15 protein-coding genes are annotated in these 18,100 nt (G+C 70.3%); 4 read left to right on the top strand and 11 right to left on the bottom strand.

Going from position 1 to position 18,100, the window contains the following annotated elements; genetic code table 11:
- Positions 1 to 100 precede the first annotated feature (100 nt).
- The 5 genes from ACSHXC_RS30375 to ACSHXC_RS30355 are packed head-to-tail and all read right to left on the bottom strand — an operon-like array spanning position 101 to position 5,412.
- A complete protein-coding gene (locus ACSHXC_RS30375; RefSeq protein ID WP_438294610.1) occupies positions 101 to 1,108 on the bottom strand; it encodes an ABC transporter substrate-binding protein in 1,008 nt (335 codons plus the stop codon).
- A complete protein-coding gene (locus ACSHXC_RS30370) occupies positions 1,108 to 1,860 on the bottom strand; it encodes an amino acid ABC transporter ATP-binding protein (RefSeq protein ID WP_438296912.1) in 753 nt (250 codons plus the stop codon). The genes ACSHXC_RS30375 and ACSHXC_RS30370 overlap by 1 nt, the downstream gene beginning before the upstream one ends.
- Positions 1,861 to 1,868: 8 nt before the next feature.
- Positions 1,869 to 2,753 (bottom strand): amino acid ABC transporter permease, encoded by an 885-nt coding sequence (locus ACSHXC_RS30365; RefSeq protein WP_438294609.1) that lies wholly within the window; start codon positions 2,751 to 2,753, stop codon positions 1,869 to 1,871.
- A gap of 35 nt (positions 2,754 to 2,788) precedes the next feature.
- The gene (locus ACSHXC_RS30360) at positions 2,789 to 4,561 is read right to left on the bottom strand and encodes an FAD/NAD(P)-binding protein (RefSeq protein WP_438294608.1); all 1,773 of its coding nucleotides are present in this window, start codon (positions 4,559 to 4,561) and stop codon (positions 2,789 to 2,791) included.
- Complete coding sequence (locus ACSHXC_RS30355) at positions 4,558 to 5,412, bottom strand: amino acid ABC transporter permease (RefSeq protein ID WP_438294607.1); 855 nt, start codon at positions 5,410 to 5,412, stop codon at positions 4,558 to 4,560. Before ACSHXC_RS30355 ends, ACSHXC_RS30360 begins: the two co-directional genes overlap by 4 nt.
- 458 nt (positions 5,413 to 5,870) lie before the next feature.
- Here ACSHXC_RS30355 and ACSHXC_RS30350 point away from each other — a divergent pair, with 458 nt between their 5' ends.
- Complete coding sequence (locus ACSHXC_RS30350; RefSeq protein ID WP_438296910.1) at positions 5,871 to 6,818, top strand: ABC transporter substrate-binding protein; 948 nt, start codon at positions 5,871 to 5,873, stop codon at positions 6,816 to 6,818.
- An 11-nt stretch (positions 6,819 to 6,829) separates the two neighbouring features.
- Here the strand turns inward: ACSHXC_RS30350 and ACSHXC_RS30345 are convergent, their stop codons facing one another.
- A complete protein-coding gene (locus tag ACSHXC_RS30345; RefSeq protein WP_438294606.1) occupies positions 6,830 to 7,981 on the bottom strand; it encodes a DUF5685 family protein in 1,152 nt (383 codons plus the stop codon).
- A 322-nt stretch (positions 7,982 to 8,303) separates the two neighbouring features.
- Here ACSHXC_RS30345 and ACSHXC_RS30340 point away from each other — a divergent pair, with 322 nt between their 5' ends.
- Positions 8,304 to 8,741, top strand: a complete 438-nt coding sequence (locus ACSHXC_RS30340) for a cell division protein SepF (RefSeq protein ID WP_438294605.1) — start codon at positions 8,304 to 8,306, stop codon at positions 8,739 to 8,741.
- Positions 8,742 to 8,848: 107 nt separating this feature from the next.
- Here the strand turns inward: ACSHXC_RS30340 and ACSHXC_RS30335 are convergent, their stop codons facing one another.
- Both ACSHXC_RS30335 and ACSHXC_RS30330 read right to left on the bottom strand, forming a co-directional pair.
- Positions 8,849 to 10,042: an acyl-CoA dehydrogenase family protein gene (locus ACSHXC_RS30335; protein WP_438294604.1), complete on the bottom strand. Its 1,194-nt coding sequence runs from the start codon at positions 10,040 to 10,042 to the stop codon at positions 8,849 to 8,851.
- A gap of 73 nt (positions 10,043 to 10,115) precedes the next feature.
- Positions 10,116 to 11,795, bottom strand: a complete 1,680-nt coding sequence (locus ACSHXC_RS30330; protein WP_438294603.1) for an MFS transporter — start codon at positions 11,793 to 11,795, stop codon at positions 10,116 to 10,118.
- A 502-nt stretch (positions 11,796 to 12,297) separates the two neighbouring features.
- Here ACSHXC_RS30330 and ACSHXC_RS30325 point away from each other — a divergent pair.
- Complete coding sequence (locus ACSHXC_RS30325; protein ID WP_438294602.1) at positions 12,298 to 13,302, top strand: phosphatase PAP2 family protein; 1,005 nt, start codon at positions 12,298 to 12,300, stop codon at positions 13,300 to 13,302.
- 92 nt (positions 13,303 to 13,394) lie between these two features.
- Here the strand turns inward: ACSHXC_RS30325 and ACSHXC_RS30320 are convergent, their stop codons facing one another.
- A complete protein-coding gene (locus tag ACSHXC_RS30320) occupies positions 13,395 to 13,610 on the bottom strand; it encodes an I78 family peptidase inhibitor (protein WP_438294601.1) in 216 nt (71 codons plus the stop codon).
- Positions 13,611 to 14,067: 457 nt separating this feature from the next.
- On the opposite strand from ACSHXC_RS30320, the gene ctaD reads away from it, so the two are divergent.
- A complete protein-coding gene (ctaD, locus tag ACSHXC_RS30315) occupies positions 14,068 to 15,789 on the top strand; it encodes an aa3-type cytochrome oxidase subunit I (protein ID WP_438294600.1) in 1,722 nt (573 codons plus the stop codon).
- Here ctaD and ACSHXC_RS30310 read toward each other — a convergent pair.
- Both ACSHXC_RS30310 and ACSHXC_RS30305 read right to left on the bottom strand, forming a co-directional pair.
- Complete coding sequence (locus ACSHXC_RS30310) at positions 15,786 to 16,613, bottom strand: transferase (RefSeq protein WP_438294599.1); 828 nt, start codon at positions 16,611 to 16,613, stop codon at positions 15,786 to 15,788. The genes ctaD and ACSHXC_RS30310 overlap by 4 nt on opposite strands.
- Positions 16,610 to 17,890, bottom strand: coding sequence for a glycosyltransferase family 4 protein (locus ACSHXC_RS30305; protein WP_438294598.1), 1,281 nt, complete (start codon positions 17,888 to 17,890; stop codon positions 16,610 to 16,612). The genes ACSHXC_RS30310 and ACSHXC_RS30305 overlap by 4 nt, the downstream gene beginning before the upstream one ends.
- Between the last annotated feature and the right edge of the window lie 210 nt (positions 17,891 to 18,100).

The raw sequence follows: 18,100 nt of genomic DNA, 5'->3' as shown, positions 1-18,100 counted from the left end.
TGGAGGGTGCCGGTCGGCCCCTGGGGGTCCCCCCTGGACGAAGTCCTCGGGGGAGTTCGAGGAGCGGGGGTCCGGGGGCGGCGCCCCCGGGAATCCCGGGTCACTTCGCGACCCTGGGCAACCCCTGCGGATTGATCTCGGACCGCGGCACCGCCTCCGCGGAAAGCCCCCACCTCGCAAGGACCTTCGCGTAGGACCCGTCCTGGATCACGTGGTCCAGAGCCGCCGCGTAGGCGGCCACGAGCCCGCTCCCCTTCTTCGTCGTCGCGGCGATCTCCCCCTGGAGCCCGGCGCCGCCACCGGAGTACGTGCCGACGATCTCGGTCCGGCCCGCCGACGCCACGTGGTACGCGGCCGACGGGTTGGGCCCGAGGTAGGCGTCGATGCGCCCGGACTGGAGGGCGAGGTAGTAGTCCGTCGCCGTCTGGAAGTACTTGATGGACACGGGCTTGCGCCCGGCCTTCACGTTCTGCTCGCTCCAGTCGAGAAGGATCTTCTCCTGGTTGGTCCCGGAGGACACCGCGACGGTCCTGCCCGCCACGTCCTGCGGCCCGGCGACCTTCCAGCCGGAACCCTTCTTCGCCTCGAAGGCGAGCTGGTCCTTGCGGTAGGTCGCGAAGTCGTACTTGTCCTTGCGCTCCTCGGTGACGGTGACGTTGGAGAACACCCCGTCGAACTTGCCGCTGTCGAGCCCGACGAAGAGGTTTTCCCAGGAGACGGGCTGGAACTGCGGCTTCACACCGAGGGTGTCGGCGACCAGCGTGGCGATGTCGAGCTCCACGCCGATGGGCGTCTTGTCGTCGGTCGCGTAGAAGCTGAGCGGTGGCACCGACCCGGTGGCCACGCCCACGCTGAGGGTGCCCCGGTCGCGTACGCCCGCCGGAAGCTTGGCGGCGATCGCCTCGACCTTCTGCTCCCTGATGCGGTGCTGGTCGGGGCCGAGGTTGATGCCGGTGCCCTTGGCACCCTTGGGCGCGACCTCGTCGGTCGCGGCGTCGCCCGTGCCACAGGCGGTGAGGAGCCCGGCGGCGGCCAGCGTGGCGAGGGCTGCGGCGAGGGTGCGGCGCGAGAACACGTACGTACTCCTGAAACTGCTGGGAAGGGACATCACAGGACCTTCGAGAGGAAGGCGCGGGTGCGCTCGTGCCGCGGGGCGTCGAGCACTTCGGCGGGCGGGCCCTGCTCGACGATCGCCCCGCCGTCCATGAACACGACGGTGTCCGCGACCTCGCGGGCGAAGCCGATCTCGTGCGTGACGACGATCATCGTGGTGCCGGAGACCGCCAAGTCCTTGATGACGTCGAGGACTTCACCCACCAGCTCGGGGTCGAGCGCGGACGTCGGCTCGTCGAGGAGCAGCAGCTTCGGTTCGAGGGCGAGCGCGCGGGCGATGGCGACGCGCTGCTGCTGTCCGCCGGAGAGCTGCCCCGGGTACGAGTCCGCCTTGTCGGCCAGACCGACCCGGGCGAGCAGCTTCTCCGCTGCGGCCACCGCGTCCTTCCGGGGCCGCTTCAGGGCCGCGACCGGCGCCTCGACGATGTTGTCGAGGACGGTGAGGTGCGGGAAGAGGTTGAAGTTCTGGAAGACGAAGCCGATCTGGGTGCGCTGCCTGAGGACGTCGCGCTCGCGCAGCTCGTACAGCTTGCTTCCGGACCGGCGGTAGCCGACGAGCGTGCCGTCGACGGTGATCCAGCCGCTGTCCACCTTCTCCAGATGGTTGATGGTGCGAAGGAGCGTCGACTTGCCCGAGCCGGACGGTCCGAGGACGACGGTGACCTCGCCGGCCAGGACGTCCAGGTCGATGCCCCGCAGGACTTCGAGCGAGCCGAAGCTCTTGTGCACGGACCGGACTTCGACCATGGAGGTGCTCATCGCACGGCCCCCTTCGCGTAGTGGCGTTCGACGTAGTGCTGGAGGACGGAGAGCACGGTGGTGAGGAGCACGTACCAGACGGTGGCGACCATGAGGAGCGGTACGACCCTGCCGTTGCGGCCGTAGATGACCTGGACCTGGTAGAAGAGCTCGCCGATCGCCATGACGGAGACGATCGAGGTGCCCTTGAAGAGCGAGATGATCTCGTTGGCGGCGTTCGGCAGGATCGAGCGCATCGCCTGCGGCAGCACGATCCGCCGGATCTGCCGCAGCCGGGGGATGCCGAGAGCGGCCGCCGCCTCCACCTGGCCGCCGTCGACGGCCAGTACACCGCCGCGTACGATCTCGGCCGCGTACGCCGCCTGGTGCAGGGCGAGCCCGAGGACGGCCGCGCTCATCGCGCCGACGAGCCCCACCGTGTCGAAGGTGAACAGGCCCGGCCCGAAGGGGATGCCGAACGACAGCTCCTTGTACAGATAGGCCAGGTTGAACCAGAACAACAGCTGCACGATCAGCGGGATCGAGCGGAACGCCCAGGTGTAGCCGAACGCCACCGCCTTCAGGAACGGGCTGCCCGACAGGCGCATGAAGGCGAGGACGATGCCGAGCGCGAAGCCGAGTGCCGTTCCGTAGAAGGTGAGCTGGAGGGTGATCCAGACGGCCTTGAGGATGGTCTCGGTGGTGAAGAAGCGGGCGAAGACGTCCCACTCCCAGGCCGGGTTGGTGAGCAGCCCGTGCCCGAACTGGGCGACGAGCACGGCGGTGACGGCGACCGCGGCCCAGCGCCAGGGCCGGCGCACCGGCACCACGGTGAGCGAGGCGTAGTCGGGCCGCAGTGCGGGCGCGGCCGTGTCGAGGGGTGGATCGCTGGTGAGCGACATGGGGATCCTTCGGGAAGGGGGTACGGGGGTGGCGGTCACGCGCTGAGGCGGCGACACGCGAGATCGCGCAGGAAGGTCAGCGCGGCGCGGGCCGTGGCGTCGTTCTGCCGGAAGGCGGCGCCTCCGGTGCGGGGCCTGGTGAACGCCCCCGACGCGCGCGCGACGGTGAAGGGGCCGAGCGCGAACCGGCGCGGGTGGGCCCGGCCGTCGCGTCCGGTGATGCGGCCGTCGGCGGGGTCCACCTGGAGCAGCCCGGTGTCGGCCGCGGCCGCCCCCTCCTCGTACAGCGCGCGCAGCAGCGGGCTGCCGGGCCGATCCGCACTGGGCTCGGGCAGCCGGGCCTCGACGAGCGCCGCCGCCTCGATCCACTGCCCGGGCACGCTGGCACTGCCGGCCCGGAACACGCCCTTGGACTCGTCGGCCTCGACGGTGACGCCCGCCCCGAGGAAGCGCACGACGCCCGCGTCGGACAGCGCGAGCAGCTGCCGCAGCCGGGGCCCGGGCGGCCCCGAGGCGAGGAAGCTGAAGAACCCGTGCCACCAGCCACCCACGTCCCCGACGCGCAGCAGCTGCCCGTAGACCGACAGCAGCCCGAGGAACACCCCCGAGTCCGCGCTGTGGAACGGGTCATGACGTCTCGTCAGATCCGCCCGGATATAGGAGCGCAGGCCGTCCTGGAGGCTCTCGTACGAGGTGAAGCGGAGCCCGTCGAGCGGGTGGTCCAGGGCTTCGAGGTCGAGGCGGTCGGCGGGGTCGGGGACGGAGGCGGCGATCAGGGCCAGCAGTGCGGGGCCGCCGGGGTCCGCGGCGGCGTACTTCTCCTCGAAGTCGGGCCAGTCGACGGCGGTGCGCTCGGGGTGGGCGGTGAACAGGCGGTGGTAGTGGGCGAAGCCCAGCTCCTTGCCGATCAGGGGCCAGAGGTCGCGCCGGAAGTCGGGCCGGTGCGGGCGGCTCAGGAGTTCGTCGACCTCGGCGGGGCCGAAGAAGCGGGGCAGCGGCGGGCGTTCGCCGGTCCAGGTGTAGCCGATCTTGGAGTGGTAGGGCACGCCGCGCCGGGATCCGACGTACAGGACGGGTTCCCGGCCGGAGGGGTGGTAGGCGCCGTCCGCGTCGTAGCGGCCGCCACGGCCTTCGGTGAGCAGGGCCATGAGGTCGACGAAGGCGAGCCCGAAGCCGCGGACGATGACGGGTTCGCCGGGGCGCAGGGCCGACAGGTCGCTGTCGGCGGTGAAGGCGGGCGGCAGATGCACCAGGCCGTGCCGGTCGGCGAAGTCGGCCAACTCCCTTTGTTCCTCGTCGAGTTCGGCATCCAAGTGACCAAGGGTGAGCACCACCAGGTCGGCGACGAGCGGCTGTGTGCGGCCCTCCAGCCACACCCGCTGCCGCCCCTCGCGCGGCCCGCCGACCCGGGTGGCCCGGGTGCGGTGCTCGTACACGGTGACGGTGGGCGGCAGCGCGGCCACGGCGTCCTCGTACACCCAGCGCAGGTACTCGCCCTGCGCCCGCCGGCTGGGGAAGGTGCGGGCGTCCAGGCCGGACCATTCGGCGAGGGTGGGTCCCGGGCGCACCGGGCCGTCCTGCTGGACGGTGTCGTCGGTGAACATGGTGACGTCCTCGGCCATGGAGTTCATCCACAGCAGCGGCGACTGGTCGGCCCGCCAGATCCGCCCGCCGCCCGCGGGATGCGGGTCCACCAGATGGACGTCCAGGACCTGGTCCCCGTACAGGGAAGGGATGTTGGCGGCGAGCCGCTCCAGGAAGCCGGTCCCCCGCGGTCCGGCTCCCACCACCACTATGGACGCGCTCACCGGGCACCCGCCGAGCCGCGCGCATAGTACCGCTCGACGTAGTACTGGCCCACCGACAGGAGTGAGGTCACCACGACGTACCAGATGGTGGCGACAAGGAGCAGCGGGACCACCTGGTAGGTGCGGTGGTACACCAACTGCACGGAATACAGCAGGTCGTTGACAGCGATGATGGAGACGATCGAGGTGCCCTTGAGGGTGCCGATCAGCATGTTCCCGGCGGGCGGCACGATGGAGCGCATGGCCTGCGGCAGGACGATGCGGCGCAGCCGGCGCCAGGGTCCGAGGCCGAGCGACTGGGCGGCCTCGATCTGGCCGCGCTCGACGGAGAGGATGCCGCCGCGCACCACTTCGGCGGCGTACGCGGCCTCGTGCAGGGTGAGCCCGACGACGGCGACGGCGACCGGGCCCATCAGGTCGACCGTGCGGACGCCGAGGATCTGCGGGTACAGCGCCCCGATGTTGAACCAGAAGAGCAGCTGCACCAGGATCGGCGTCGACCGGAACAGCCAGACATAGCCCCAACTCACCGCCCGCAGAACGGGGTTGGCGGACAGCCGCATGACCGCGAGCAGCGTGCCGAGTGCGAACCCGAGCGCCATCACGGCGGCGGTGAGCCACAGGGTGAGCCAGAGTCCGCGCAGTACGGCGGTGGTGGCGAAGTAGTCGGCGACCACGCCCCACTGGAAGGCCTCGTTGCGCACGACGGAGTTGAGGACGAGACCGAGCAGCACGAGCACGACAACGGCCGTGGCCCGCCGGCCGGTTCGGCGCAGGGGGACGATGCGCAGGGTTTCGGGAGTGCCGTCCTCGGGAGCTACGGACGGGCTTTTGGACAGGGCGAGGGACATGCGAAGGCTCCGTGGATGCAGAGATCGAACACGGGAATGGCCTTCACGAACACATGGCGCGATGCGGTGCGGAACCGAGCCCCTCAGCACGGTTTCCGCTCCCGAGGCTATGCGCTGCATGCTGAAGGTTGTCAAGCTTGTCCGCACTGTGGGCGTTACGTCTCAGCGCAGTTGACGCGGAAACGGATGCCTGTTCCACTTGGGCCATGCATCCGCAGCAGTGGCTGGTCACGCGCTCCCACATCGACTTCGGTCGAGTGTGGTCCTCCTCCTGTTGAGCTGACCCCCCGTACGGCTGCTTCTTCCGCGTCCTGCGTGCGCCTTCGCGCCGCTTCCTCGCGCCTTCACATCACTGATCACTCGCGCACCCCTCCCCTCGTCACGCCTCGTATCACGCCTGGCATTTCCGCCTGCCCGAAATCTCTGGAGAGCGCCCCGTCATGAGCAGGTCCCGAAGCCTGAGCAGATCGCGCAACTACGCCGCGTTCGCCCTGATCACCGCCGCGGCACTCGGCCTCACCGCGTGCGGGTCCGGGGACCCGGCGGACGTGGGGGCGGCGGGCAACGCCGCGCCCGCCGGCCAGAAAGGAAAGGTCCCCACCGCCGATGTGGTGTCGGCCGTCCAGAAGGACGAGGCCGCGGCGGCGCTGCTGCCCGAGAGCGTCCGCAAGGCGGGCACCCTCACCATCGCCACCAGCGTCGGGACCCCGCCGGGGGCCACCTACCTGGAGGACGGGAAGACGGTGGCCGGGCAGGACGTCGACTTCGCGGACTCCGTCGCCAAGGTGCTAGGCCTGAAGCTGAAGCGCGAGGTGGCCTCCTTCGAGGTGATCCTGCCCGCACTCGACAGCGGCAAGTACGACCTGGGCACCGGCAACTTCGGCGTCACCGACGAGCGCCGCCGGACGATCGACTTCGTCACCTACATCAACGACGGCCAGGGTTTCGCCGTCCGCAAGGACAGCAAGCTCGGGAACGTCACCGACCTCGCCCAGCTCTGTGGGCTGAACGTGGCGACCGGTGCGGGCACCACGTTCGAGGCGACCCTGGAGAAGAACAAGGCCAAGTGCCGGGCCGCGGGCAAGAAGCCGTACGCGGTGCAGACCTACAGCGACCAGGGTGCGCTGTGGATCTCGCTCCAGCAGGGCCGCAGCGATGTCGTCATGTCGACGATCAACGGCCTGCGGTACGCGGTGGGCCAGCAGGAAGGGCTGAAGTTCCTCAACGAGTTCCACCGCCTGGACGTGGGCTTCGCCTTCAAGAAGGGCACCCCGTTGGCCCCCGCCTTCCAGGCCGCGGTGAACAAGCTGAAGAAGGACGGGACGTACGACAGGATCCTGGCGAAGTGGGGCACGACGGAGTCGGGCATAGAGCGGTCGGAGATCTCACCGCCGGAGCACAAGTAGCCGACGGACCGTCAGCAGTCGCAGCTGCAGCACTCACAGGCATCACAGCAATCGCAGCAGTCACAGTCGCAGTCGCTGCAGCACCCCTCGCGCTTCTTCCGCGACCAGGGCCCCTCGTACTCGTCCGCGCAGCACATCTTGCAGGTGCAGCAGAGCCCGAGGAACGCGGCGCAGCCCGCGAAGAAGCCGCGCGGCTGGGGGCGCGGGGGCTCCGGCGGCAAGCCGTACGGGTTGCCGCCGTGCTGGGGCGGCTGGCCGTAGGGGCCGTACGAGGCTCGGTGCTCGGCGTCGTGGGCGTGGCCGCACTCCGTCGTGCGGAACGAGCGGTTCACGGACTGGGTCAGCTCGTGCGCGAGCAGGACGTGGGCGAGCTTGCCGTCGACGAAGTCGACCTCGCGCAGGGCGAGCCGGATGCCGTGCACCGCGTCGTCGGCGAGCCTGCGCGCCTCGACGAGATCCGTACCGGTCGCGGCGAGCGGGTTCCAGGCACCCGAAGCGGCGTCGGATTCCCGGTCCTCCACGGCGTCCAGGAGATGCGCGAGCCGGCCGAAGAGCCGGCCGGCCTCGGCGAGCGGCGCCGCGTTGTGCGGCTTTCCGGCGAGTACGGCGGTGTGCGCGAAGGCGGCCGCGGTGGCCGTCTCGGTGGGCTCGGTGACGGTGAGGAGCGAGGTGCCGGGCCCGGCGAGCGCCTCGATGCCGCCCTGGCGGTCGACGGCGTCCACGAGCACGGCCGTGTCGAAGCCGAGCGAGGCACCGGTGCGCGCGCCCGCCCGGTCCCAGCTCCTGGCTATGCGGCGGGCCGCCACCGCGACCGGCCTGCGCCCCAACAGGCCGTCCCTGTCGGCCACGTGGTCGCGGACCTTCGCCGAGGCGAGCACCAGCGAAACGGCCGCGGCGAGCCGGGCGCCCTCGCCCCGCGCGACGGGCGCGGTCCGCATCGCGCGCAGCGGGCAGGGCCCGGCGGTGCGCCGCCAGCCGGTGCTCCGCTCGGCCTGAGCCTCCGTCAGAACCGAGACGATCAGGCCGTCGTAGTTGGTCACGACCCGGGCGAGCTGCCCGTGGTCGGAGCGAAGTGCCAGGCAGAGCCCGCAGAGATGGGCCATCCACTCCGTCTTCAGGCCCTCGGTGAGCCGGTGCGAACAGGGCCTGACGATTCCGAACACAGTTCTCCCCCGAGTGACGTTGAGCACCCGCCCAACGCATCGTTCTTCAGTGCGGCAGGCATCGTATCGAGTGATCCGTTCACCCGTACGAGCCCCGTGTCACTCATGTGGAGGGACATACATAATTTTGTTACGCCGGGTTTCACGTACCGTGCCTATCCCGGAAGATTCCTGACGAATCGCCACATGATCTGTGCCAGTACCGTCACGAATCACCTGCGCGGCGACTATCCACTTGGCGCGGTATCCGCATCATGGACGACCATAGGGATGCGGAACTGAAGACGTGGCATGAAGAAGACCGCTGTGAGAGGAGGCGTCCATGGGATCGGTGCGCAAGGCGAGTGCCTGGCTGGGACTTGTCGAGGACAACGACGACCGCTACTACGACGACGAGTACACCGAAGGTGCCGCCGAGTCCGGCGAGGCCTGGGTGACGGACCCGCGCGTGCGGGTGGCCTCCGAGGCGGCCGAGGACCAGGGCCGCCGGATCGCCACCGTCACGCCGGACGGCTTCGGGGACGCGCGGGGCATCGGGGAACTGTTCCGCGAGGGCGTGCCGGTCATCGTGAACCTGACGTCCATGGACGCCGGTGACGCCAAGCGCGTCGTCGACTTCGCGGCCGGACTCACCTTCGGTCTGCGCGGCTCCATCGAGCGCGTGGCGACGAGGGTCTTCCTGCTGACCCCCGTCGACACCCAGATCGTCAACGGCGAGCCCGCCGGCCGCCGGACCGGTGGCTTCTTCAATCAGAGCTGAGGTACAGATGCCACCGGCCGGGGGTCCGGCCCGCGGCGCAGCCGCAATGGGGCGCAGCGCCCCCGGGAAGACACGGCGATCAGAGCTGAGGCAGGGCGCCCGCCGGATTACCTGAACGCGTCGAGTCCGGTGAGCGCCTTGCCCAGCACCAGCTGGTGCATTTCGACGGTGCCCTCGTAGGTCAGCACCGATTCCAGGTTGGTGGCGTGCCGCATCACCGGGTACTCCAGGGAGATCCCGTTGGCGCCGAGGATCGTGCGCGAGGTGCGGCAGATCTCGATCGCCTCCCGTACGTTGTTGAGCTTGCCGAAGCTGACCTGTTCCGGGCGGAGCCGCCCCGCGTCCATGCGGCGGCCGAGATGGTGGGCGAGCAGGATCCCCTTGTGCAGTTCGAGCGCCATGTCGGCGAGCTTGGCCTGGGTCAACTGGAAGCCTCCGATGGGCTTTCCGAACTGTTCGCGGGTCTTGGCGTAGTCGACCGCCGCTTCGAAGGAGGCGCGGGCCGCGCCCATCGCGCCCCACACGATTCCGTACCGCGCGTGAGAGAGGCAGCTGAGCGGGCCCTTGAGGCCGGTGACTTCGGGGAGTACGGCGTCGGCGGGCAGCCGCACCTCGTCCATGACCAGCTCGCTGGTGACGCTGGCCCGCAGCGACCACTTGTGCTTGATCTCGGGGGCCGAGAAGCCGGGGGTGCCGGCCGGCACGGCGAAGCCGCGGATACCGTCGTCGGTCTGGGCCCAGACCACCGCGACGCCCGCCACCGAACCGTTGGTGATCCACATCTTGCGGCCGTTCAGCACCCAGTCGGTGCCGTCCCGCTTCGCGTACGTACGCATGCCGGCCGGGTCGGAGCCGTGGTCGGGCTCGGTGAGCCCGAAGCAGCCGATGATCTCGCCCGCCGCCATCCCGGGCAGCCAGCGCTTCTTCTGCTCCTCGGAGCCGAACCGCCAGATCGCGTACATGGCGAGCGAGCCCTGTACGGAGACGAGCGAGCGGATGCCGGAGTCGGCGGCCTCCAACTCCAGACAGGCGAGGCCGTACTGGACGGCGGTGGCGCCCGCGCAGCCGTAGTCGGTCAGGGACATGCCGAGTGCGCCGATCGAGCCGAGTTCGCGGGCCAGTTCACGGATGCCGGGCAGCTCGCCGCTCTCGTACCACTCGGCGATGTGCGGCAGGACCCGGTCGGCGGCCCAGGAGCGGACGGTGTCGCGGATCGCGAGGTCCTCGGGGCTCAGCAGGTCGTCGATGCCGAGCGGGTCGGCCGGGTCGAAGGGGGGCAGCTTGGAGGAAGGAGCGGACATGAGGGCGCCTCCGCGGCTCTCGCTCAACTAAAACTAGCAGTGTTAGTTATTACCTGAGCGCTGACGTTACGGGTCAGTGTCCCGTGCGTCCAGACTCCACGGTCGCCACATCGCCGGGCCGCACCGGGGACGGCAGCTTGACGCTCAGCTGCTGCGCCTGCCGCGACTCGGGCTCGAACGCGGCCTCCGGCTCGGCTTCCCGCTCCTGCCCGGCGACCGAGCAGTCCATGACCCGCGGCAGCCGAAGCCCGGCCACCGCGCCGAGGAGCAGCAGCGCGGCGCTGACGAACAGCGTGACGTGCAGGCCGTGCACGAAGGAGTTCCGGGCCGCGGTGCGCAGCGCCTCGCCGGCCGGGCCGCCGAGGTGGCCGGCAACGTCGTAGGCCTCGCCGAGCGAGTTGGAGGCTGCGGCCGACGCCTTGGCGGGGACGCCGCCGACGGATGCGAGGCCGGGTGCGTAGGCGGCGTTCATGACACTGCCGAGCAGCGCGATGCCCATGCCGGCGCCGAGCTGGTAGGAGGTCTCGCCGATGGCGGCCGCGCCGCCGGCCCGCTCGGGCGGGGCCTCGCTGAGCATCGATTCGTACGCCGCGAAGAGCGTGGTCTGGAGCCCGAAGCCGAGCATGACGAACGAGACGAACATCAGTGACGGCCAGTCGGTCTGGCCCATGAGGACGAGCAGCAGCACCGCGCCCGCGGTCAGGACGAAGCCCGTACAGACCATCCGGCGCGGGCCGAGCCTGCGCAGGGTGTACGACCCGGTCGCGCCCGCCGCCATCGCGGCGAAGGTGAGCGGCAGCATGCGCAGACCGGTCTGGAGCGGGGAAAGGCCGAGGACGAGCTGGAGGTACTGGACGGCTATGAGCTCCAGGCCGACCAGGGCCAGCATGGCGACGATGATGCAGCCGACCGAGGTGGCGAAGGCGGGCCGGGAGAACATCCGGATGTCGATGAGCGGGTGCGCGCGGCGGCGCTGCCTGCGGACGAAGACGATGAGCAGGGCGGTGCCGAGGCAGAGGGCGGCCAGGGTGCGGCCGTCGAATATGCCGTGTCCGGCGCCGAGCCGCTTCACGCCGAACACCACGGCGAGTATGCCGCCGGCCGCCATCAGCGCGCCGAGCACGTCCCACGGTCCGTCGGAGCTGCCCTTGGACTCGGGCACGATCCAGCGCCCGATCGGCAGGATCAGCGCCATCAGCGGGATGTTGACGAGGAAGACCGAGCCCCACCAGAAGTGCTGGACGAGGAAGCCGCCGAGGACCGGTCCGACGGCGGCGCCGATCGCGGCGACCGCCGTCCAGATGCCGATGGCGGTGGCCCGCTCGCGGCGGTCGGGGAAGACGACGCGGAGGATGGAGAGCGTGGCGGGCATGATCATCGCGCCGCCGATGCCGAGCAGCGCACGGGCCGCGATCAGTACGGGCGCCGATTCGGCGAGCGCCGCGACCGCGGAGGCGGCGCCGAAGATCGCGTAGCCGAGCAGCAGCACCCGGCGCCGGCCGACCCGGTCGCCCAGGGTGCCGAAGAGGATGAGGAGGGCGGCGCAGACCAGCGGGTAGGCGTCGACGATCCAGAGGAGTTCCACGGAGCCAGGCCGCAGGTCCTCGGTGACCGAGGGAATCGCGACATGCAGGACGGTGGCGTCGAGCGCCACGAACAGCAGGCTCACACAGAGGACGACGAGGATGACCCAGCGGTTGGCACCGCCGGCGCGGGCACCGGGGCGCGCACCGGTCATGGTCGTCCCTGTCATGTACGTACCTCCCAGTACTGCGGACCCTCCGGGTCCGGGACGGTGCGGTCGCAACGGACCGTGCCGTCACCACTCTCGCGGTCGGTGGGCCCGGTGGACCAGTGACCAGCCCTGATCGGGATCCCCGAGGCCCGGCATCGACGGGCGAGTGATTCGTCAGACTACGCGAGTTCACCCGAGTGGCGCGTGGTCCACCTCTCACGGCGAACCCCGCCGAGGTGTGGTGTGCGCCACCCCGGGTTCCACCCATGGGGTGATCTTTACGCTCCGTACCCGACCGGTGACCGAAGCGTGAATTCCGCTCCCCTGCCCGGCAAACGGAATTCCGACGGATACAAACAAGCCTTCCTGCGCCGAGTCGAATGAATAGAGGACAAGGCCCCGGGGTATTCCACGGCGCCCGGGAATAAAGGTGGGCGTGAGACATACTCCACATCACATCGTCATCACAAAGGCCCCGGATCGGCCTGGGCGCACACTCACTCGCTGTAACGTCGATTGAGTGCGTACTGACCGAATCTTCGCCCGCCTGGACCGGGAGCCCGAGCCACCGAAGATAGAGATCCCGCGGATGAGCCGTCACCGCGTGGCCCTCTTCGGCGCGACGATGGCGTTCTACCTCGCCATCGTCGTCGCTGTGCTGGGCTCCTCCTGGCTCGTCGAGCTGGACTGGAAGGTCATGCTGTACCGGCCGTACGAGCAGTGGCCGCAGCTGCACGCCTTCCTGGACTACTTCGTGGTCCTCGGCCAGCGCGGACCCACCGCGGTGATGGTGATGGCCTGGCTCGGCTGGCGCTCCTGGCGCCAGCACACACTCCGGCCGCTCCTGACCCTCGGGGCGGCCCTTCTGCTGCTCAACATGACGGTCGGTTCGGTCAAGCTCGGCCTCGGCCGGCTCGGCCCGCACTACGCGACGCAGATCGGGTCCGCCGAGTTGTTCGCCGGCGGCGACATATTTCCCTCGGGGCACACCGCCAACGCGGTCGTGACCTGGGGCATCCTCGCCTACCTCGCCACCACGCCGCGCGCCCGGCGCTGGCTCTCGGTCATTTCGGCCATGGTGGCCCTGGGCGTCGGCGCGACCACGGTCTACCTCGGCACGCACTGGGTGAGCGACGTGCTCCTCGGCTGGGCGGCCGGGCTGCTCATCCTGCTCGCCCTGCCCTGGTTCGAGCCGCTGATCGCCCGCGCGGAGGCCTTTGTCTTCGCCGTGCGCGAGAAGGTGCGCGAGCGCAGGCGGCCCCGCGCGAGCGCCCCGGCCCCGGCCCCGGTTCCGGTCCCCTCGGTGCCCGCGATGCCGCCCCAGCGCGGGCACGAGGAGGACGACGCCCCCGTGCGCGAGCCGGTCGGCGTCGCGAGCGGGCGCGGTCCCGGCCGGCCGCTCCCGGCCAGGCCGTACCAGCCGGCCCGTTCGGAGCGCCCCCCGGTCGTCCCGGCAGGCACCCGGCGCCCCCCGCACACCGAGCGGACGCCGCGCACCGCCCCCGCCCGCCCCCTGGGCGGCTGAGGCCCGCGGACGACCCGCACGGTACGCACAACGGCACGAAGGCCCCCGGTGGATACCGGGGGCCTTCGTCGTATCCGCGCTCGGGAGCCGTCTCAGCCGTGCCAGCAGCGGGTCACGGTGCCGTCCTCGACCTCGAAGTTCAGCCGCCCCGCCAGATACTCCATGGTGATGATCGAGCCCGGCGGAAGCGACCTGACGGTGGACCAGCCGCGCGACCTGGCGAGTTGCTCGGCGCCCTCCGCGTCGAGGCCGACATAGGACTCGGGGGCGTCGTCGGGATGTGCGGAGTGGGACGGTATCGGTGCCATGCCACCCACCGTAGGCGTGCCGCCCCGACGACGGAAGCGGGGGGCCGCCGGGGTCCGTGAGCCGGGTGGGAACCCGCTGGTTGTCCGCCCCCGGTACCCCACCAGTCACACTTCTGTCACAGGATCCGGGCTCGGGTGCGCTTCGAACTCTGTCACTCGTACGGGCAGTTCCTGACCCCTTGCCCGGTTATCGCACGCCGCACTTCCGGCCGGCCGAACGCATTACTGCAATTGACGGAATTCTTACGCCGGACACATGGGTAATTCCAACTCGGCGGCCCAGCGAATGGAATTGACGGCGCATAGGTAATTCACCTCACCCTTACACAATCCCTACCCGCAACCCCGTGACCGGGGCCCTTCGAAGCTCGGCCGGATGGCGTACGCCCCCTGTTGCGGTGGGCCGACCGCGAGCATCATGGCCCCTGGCCTGACGCCAGACACCTCTGGGGGTGCAATGGGTACGGAGACGGTGACCCCGGCGGCGAAGCCCGCGAGGACCGGCCGGCCGGGCGCGGTGATCGTGGACTGGCTGACCACCACCGACCACAAGAAGATCGGGCACCTCTACCTGATCACGTCGTTCGTCTTCTTCCTCATCGCGGGTGTGATGGCCCTCCTGATGCGGGCCGAACTGGCCCGCCCGGGGCTGCAGATCATGACCAACGAGGAGTACAACCAGCTCTTCACCATGCACGGCACGATCATGCTGCTGCTCTTCGCGACGCCGACCTTCGCCGGGTTCGCCAATGCGATCATGCCGTTGCAGATCGGCTCCCCGGACGTGGCCTTCCCGCGGCTGAACATGTTCGCGTACTGGCTGTTCCTCTTCGGCGGTCTGATCGTGCTCGGCTCGGTGCTGCTGCCGACCGGGCCCGCGAGCTTCGGCTGGTTCGCCTATGCCCCGCTCAACTCGCTGACCCGCTCCCCCGGCGCCGGGGCCGACCTCTGGATCATGGGGCTCGCGCTCGCCGGCTTCGGCACCATCCTCGGCGCGGTCAACTTCGTGACCACCATCATCGGGATGCGCGCCCCCGGGATGACGATGTTCCGGATGCCGGTGTTCACCTGGAACGTCCTGTTCACGTCGATCCTGGTGCTCATCGCGTTCCCGGTGCTCGCGGCGGCGCTGCTCGTCCTGGAGGCGGACCGCAGGTTCGGCTCGGTGGTCTTCGAGGCGCAGAACGGAGGGGCGCTGCTGTGGCAGCACCTCTTCTGGTTCTTCGGCCATCCCGAGGTCTACATCATCGCGCTGCCGTTCTTCGGCATCATCACGGAGATCATCCCGGTCTTCTCGCGCAAGCCGATCTTCGGCTACATGACCCTGGTCGGGGCGACGGCGGCCATCACCGGGCTGTCCATCGTGGTGTGGGCCCACCACATGTTCGCGACCGGAGCGGTGTTGCTGCCGTTCTTCTCGTTCATGTCGTTCCTGATCGCGGTGCCCACCGGAGTGAAGTTCTTCAACTGGACCGGCACCATGCTCAGAGGCTCACTGAGCTTCGAGACACCCATGCTGTGGGCGGTCGGCTTCCTGGTGAGCTTCCTGTTCGGCGGCCTGACGGGCGTCATCCTGGCCTCGCCCCCGCTGGACTTCCACGTCACCGACTCGTACTTCGTGGTGGCGCACTTCCACTACGTGGTGTTCGGCACGGTGGTCTTCGCGACCTTCGGCGGCTTCTACTTCTGGTGGCCGAAACTGACCGGCAAGATGCTCGACGAGCGGCTCGGCAAGATCCACTTCTGGACGCTGTTCATCGGCTTCCACATCACGTTCCTGGTCCAGCACTGGCTGGGCGCGGAAGGCATGCCCCGGCGGTACGCGGACTACCTGACGGCGGACGGCTTCACGGCGCTGAACATGATCTCGTCGATCGGCGCGTTCCTGCTCGGCATGTCCACACTGCCCTTCTTCTACAACGTCTGGAAGACCGCGCGGTACGGCAAGAAGGTGGAGGTCGACGACCCGTGGGGGTTCGGCCGCTCGCTGGAGTGGGCCACGTCCTGCCCGCCGCCCCGGCACAACTTCGTGACCATCCCGCGCATCCGTACCGAGTCCCCGGCCTTCGACCTGCACCACCCGGAGTTCGCCCCGTTCCGTGACGACCTGCCGCCCGGGGAGGAGCCGGTGGCGGTGCCGTCCGCGGGAGAGCCCGGGGCTGCGGAGCCCGGGGACTAGTCCCGTACCGCGTCGACGCGCACGCTCAGGTCGTTCGCGCCGGTGTAGTACGGGCGGACCACGCCCGGGCCGACCATCGACCCCGGGTACACGAAGATCACCTGCTTCAGCGGGACGTCGTCCAGGATGCGGGCCAGGCGCACGGCGGGGCCACCGGTACCGGTGAGCAGCCAGAGGTCCCAGAGCCATTCCTTGGCGTCCAGGCCCTCCGCGAGCGGGGCGTAGGGAAGCGTGAAGGCGAAGCCGTCGCCGTCTGCGGTCGCGGGCACCCGGTGGACGCGGCCGCCTCCGCCCCGCAGCCGCGCCTCGACGGCTGCGCCGGGGCCGAGCTCCACCCCGTACAGCCGCCCGTGCACGGTGACGCCGTCGGCGCCGAAGCCGATCGTGCCGGTCTCGGCGTGCGGTCTGCGCAGCCAGCTGCGGACGACGAGCTCGCCGGAGCGGCCCGGGTAGGGGATGCGCACCGCGACCCGGTCGGCGTCCGGGCCCGGTTCGCGGTCGACGAGGGCACGCAGATCCCTGGTGCCCGGCTCCAGGCGCTGCTCGGCGCCCTCGCCGAAGCGCAGGTAGGCGTCCCACACGCCCTCGGCGAGGTCGACCGTGCTGGGCAGCACCGCCCGGAGCAGCCCCTCGGCCGCCGGGGTGAGCGGCAGCAGCACATCGGGGCCGGGGTTCGTGCCGCGGCGGCGCAGGACGAGCGCGGCACCCGGCCGTCCGGCGCCCGTGATGTCGAAGGTCACCCCGCCCGCGGAGTCGGCTATGCAGTCGGCGCGCGGGGCCGCGGGGGCGCTGCCCGTGTCCGGGGACTCGGCGGTGGTGGTCATGCGGTCTGCCCTTTCCGGAGCACGGAGGCGGCCTTGTGACGCAGGGCGTAGGCCCCGTCGAGGGCGGTGCTGCGGGCCCTGTGCAGCGAGTCGCGCAGCGCCCCGGCGGAGCGGCTGCCACCGCCCTGGGCGTGCAGCTCGTCGAAGATCGCCTCGTGGCTTTCGGCGATCCTGGCCGGGTCGAAGCGCCCGGAGTTCTCCAGGGCCGCCTTGGCCATGCGGTGGCGCAGTCCGTCGTCCTGGATCAGTTCGAGCAGGGCCGCGGCCACCGCGTCGGCGTTGCCGGCCTCCACGAGCCGGCCGTCCACCCCGTCGTCGATGATTTCGCGTGGTCCCTGTGGGCAGTCCGTGGAGACGACGGGGAGTCCACAGCGCATCGCCTCGACGATGGTCATGCCGAAGGACTCGTGGCTGGAGGTGACAGCCGCGAGGGAACCCTTGACCCACTCGCTGTCGAGATCGCCGGCCAGGCCCATGAGGAACACATGGTTGTAGAGGCCAAGATCGTCGATGAGGTTCCGCAGGGCTTCGCGTTCGTTGCCGAAGGCGTCGCCGGAGCCGTAGATCCGCAGCTTCCAGTCCGGCCGTACCGCGACGACTTGCGCGAACGCCTTCACCAGCAGGTCGTACCGCTTGACCGGGGTGAGCCGCCCAGCCGCCACGACCAGCTTGCCGTCGCCGGAGGCGGGCTCGATACGCGGCCCGGGTACGCCGTTGGGCACCGCCTCGATGCGTACGTCCGGCAGCCGCAGCCCCCGGTAGGCCGCCGCGTCGGCCCGGGTGACCGTGGTGATCGCGTCGAGCAGCGGATAGGAGTGGGCGATCTCGCTGCGGAGGCGGTAGCTGTGTCCGGCGAGGGTCAGGTGTTCCTGGCCGACGCGGACCACGCCGGGCCGGGTCTCGCGGGCGATGTGCACATTGAGGCCCGGCCGGGTGCCGATGACGACGTCGGCCTCGACCGTCCGCAGGTGGTCGCCGATCCGGGCGTCGGTGAGCCGGCTGTACTGGCTGTGGCGGCCGTCGCCGCGCGGGAAGACCTTGGCCGGCCTGTGGTGCTGGGGGTGGTCGCCCTCGTATCCGGGGCTGCCCCTGCGCAGATCGACCAGGTGCCGCAGGCGGACGCCTTCGGGCGCGGGGAGGGTGGGCTCGTCGTGGTGGCGGAAGACGGAGACGATCTCGACGTCGTGCCGTCGGGCGAGCTCACCGGCGAGGTTGAAGGTCGACCGTATGGTGCCGCCCAGGCTGTACGCGTTGTGCAGCAGGAATGAGATGTGCATGCGCTGCGCGTCCCCTTGGTCGTTCGGTCGATCGGTCGATCATGCTCTTGATCATTCGACCGGTCGGGTCGGTCGGGACCGAAACCCTTCGGTCACGAACGGACTGTACTTGGGTTGACCGTCACCTGTACTCCAAGGGCTGATCACCGCAGGTCCACCCGGGGACGGGCTGGGGCGGCGGCGATGGGGCGCTTTCCGGACAGCGGCGAG

Source organism: Streptomyces sp. HUAS TT7 (assembly GCF_051550175.1).
Taxonomy (GTDB): Bacteria; Actinomycetota; Actinomycetes; order Streptomycetales; family Streptomycetaceae; genus Streptomyces.
The sequence above is the reverse complement of the archived record's forward strand: the minus strand, read 5'-3'. Positions and strand labels throughout refer to the sequence as shown.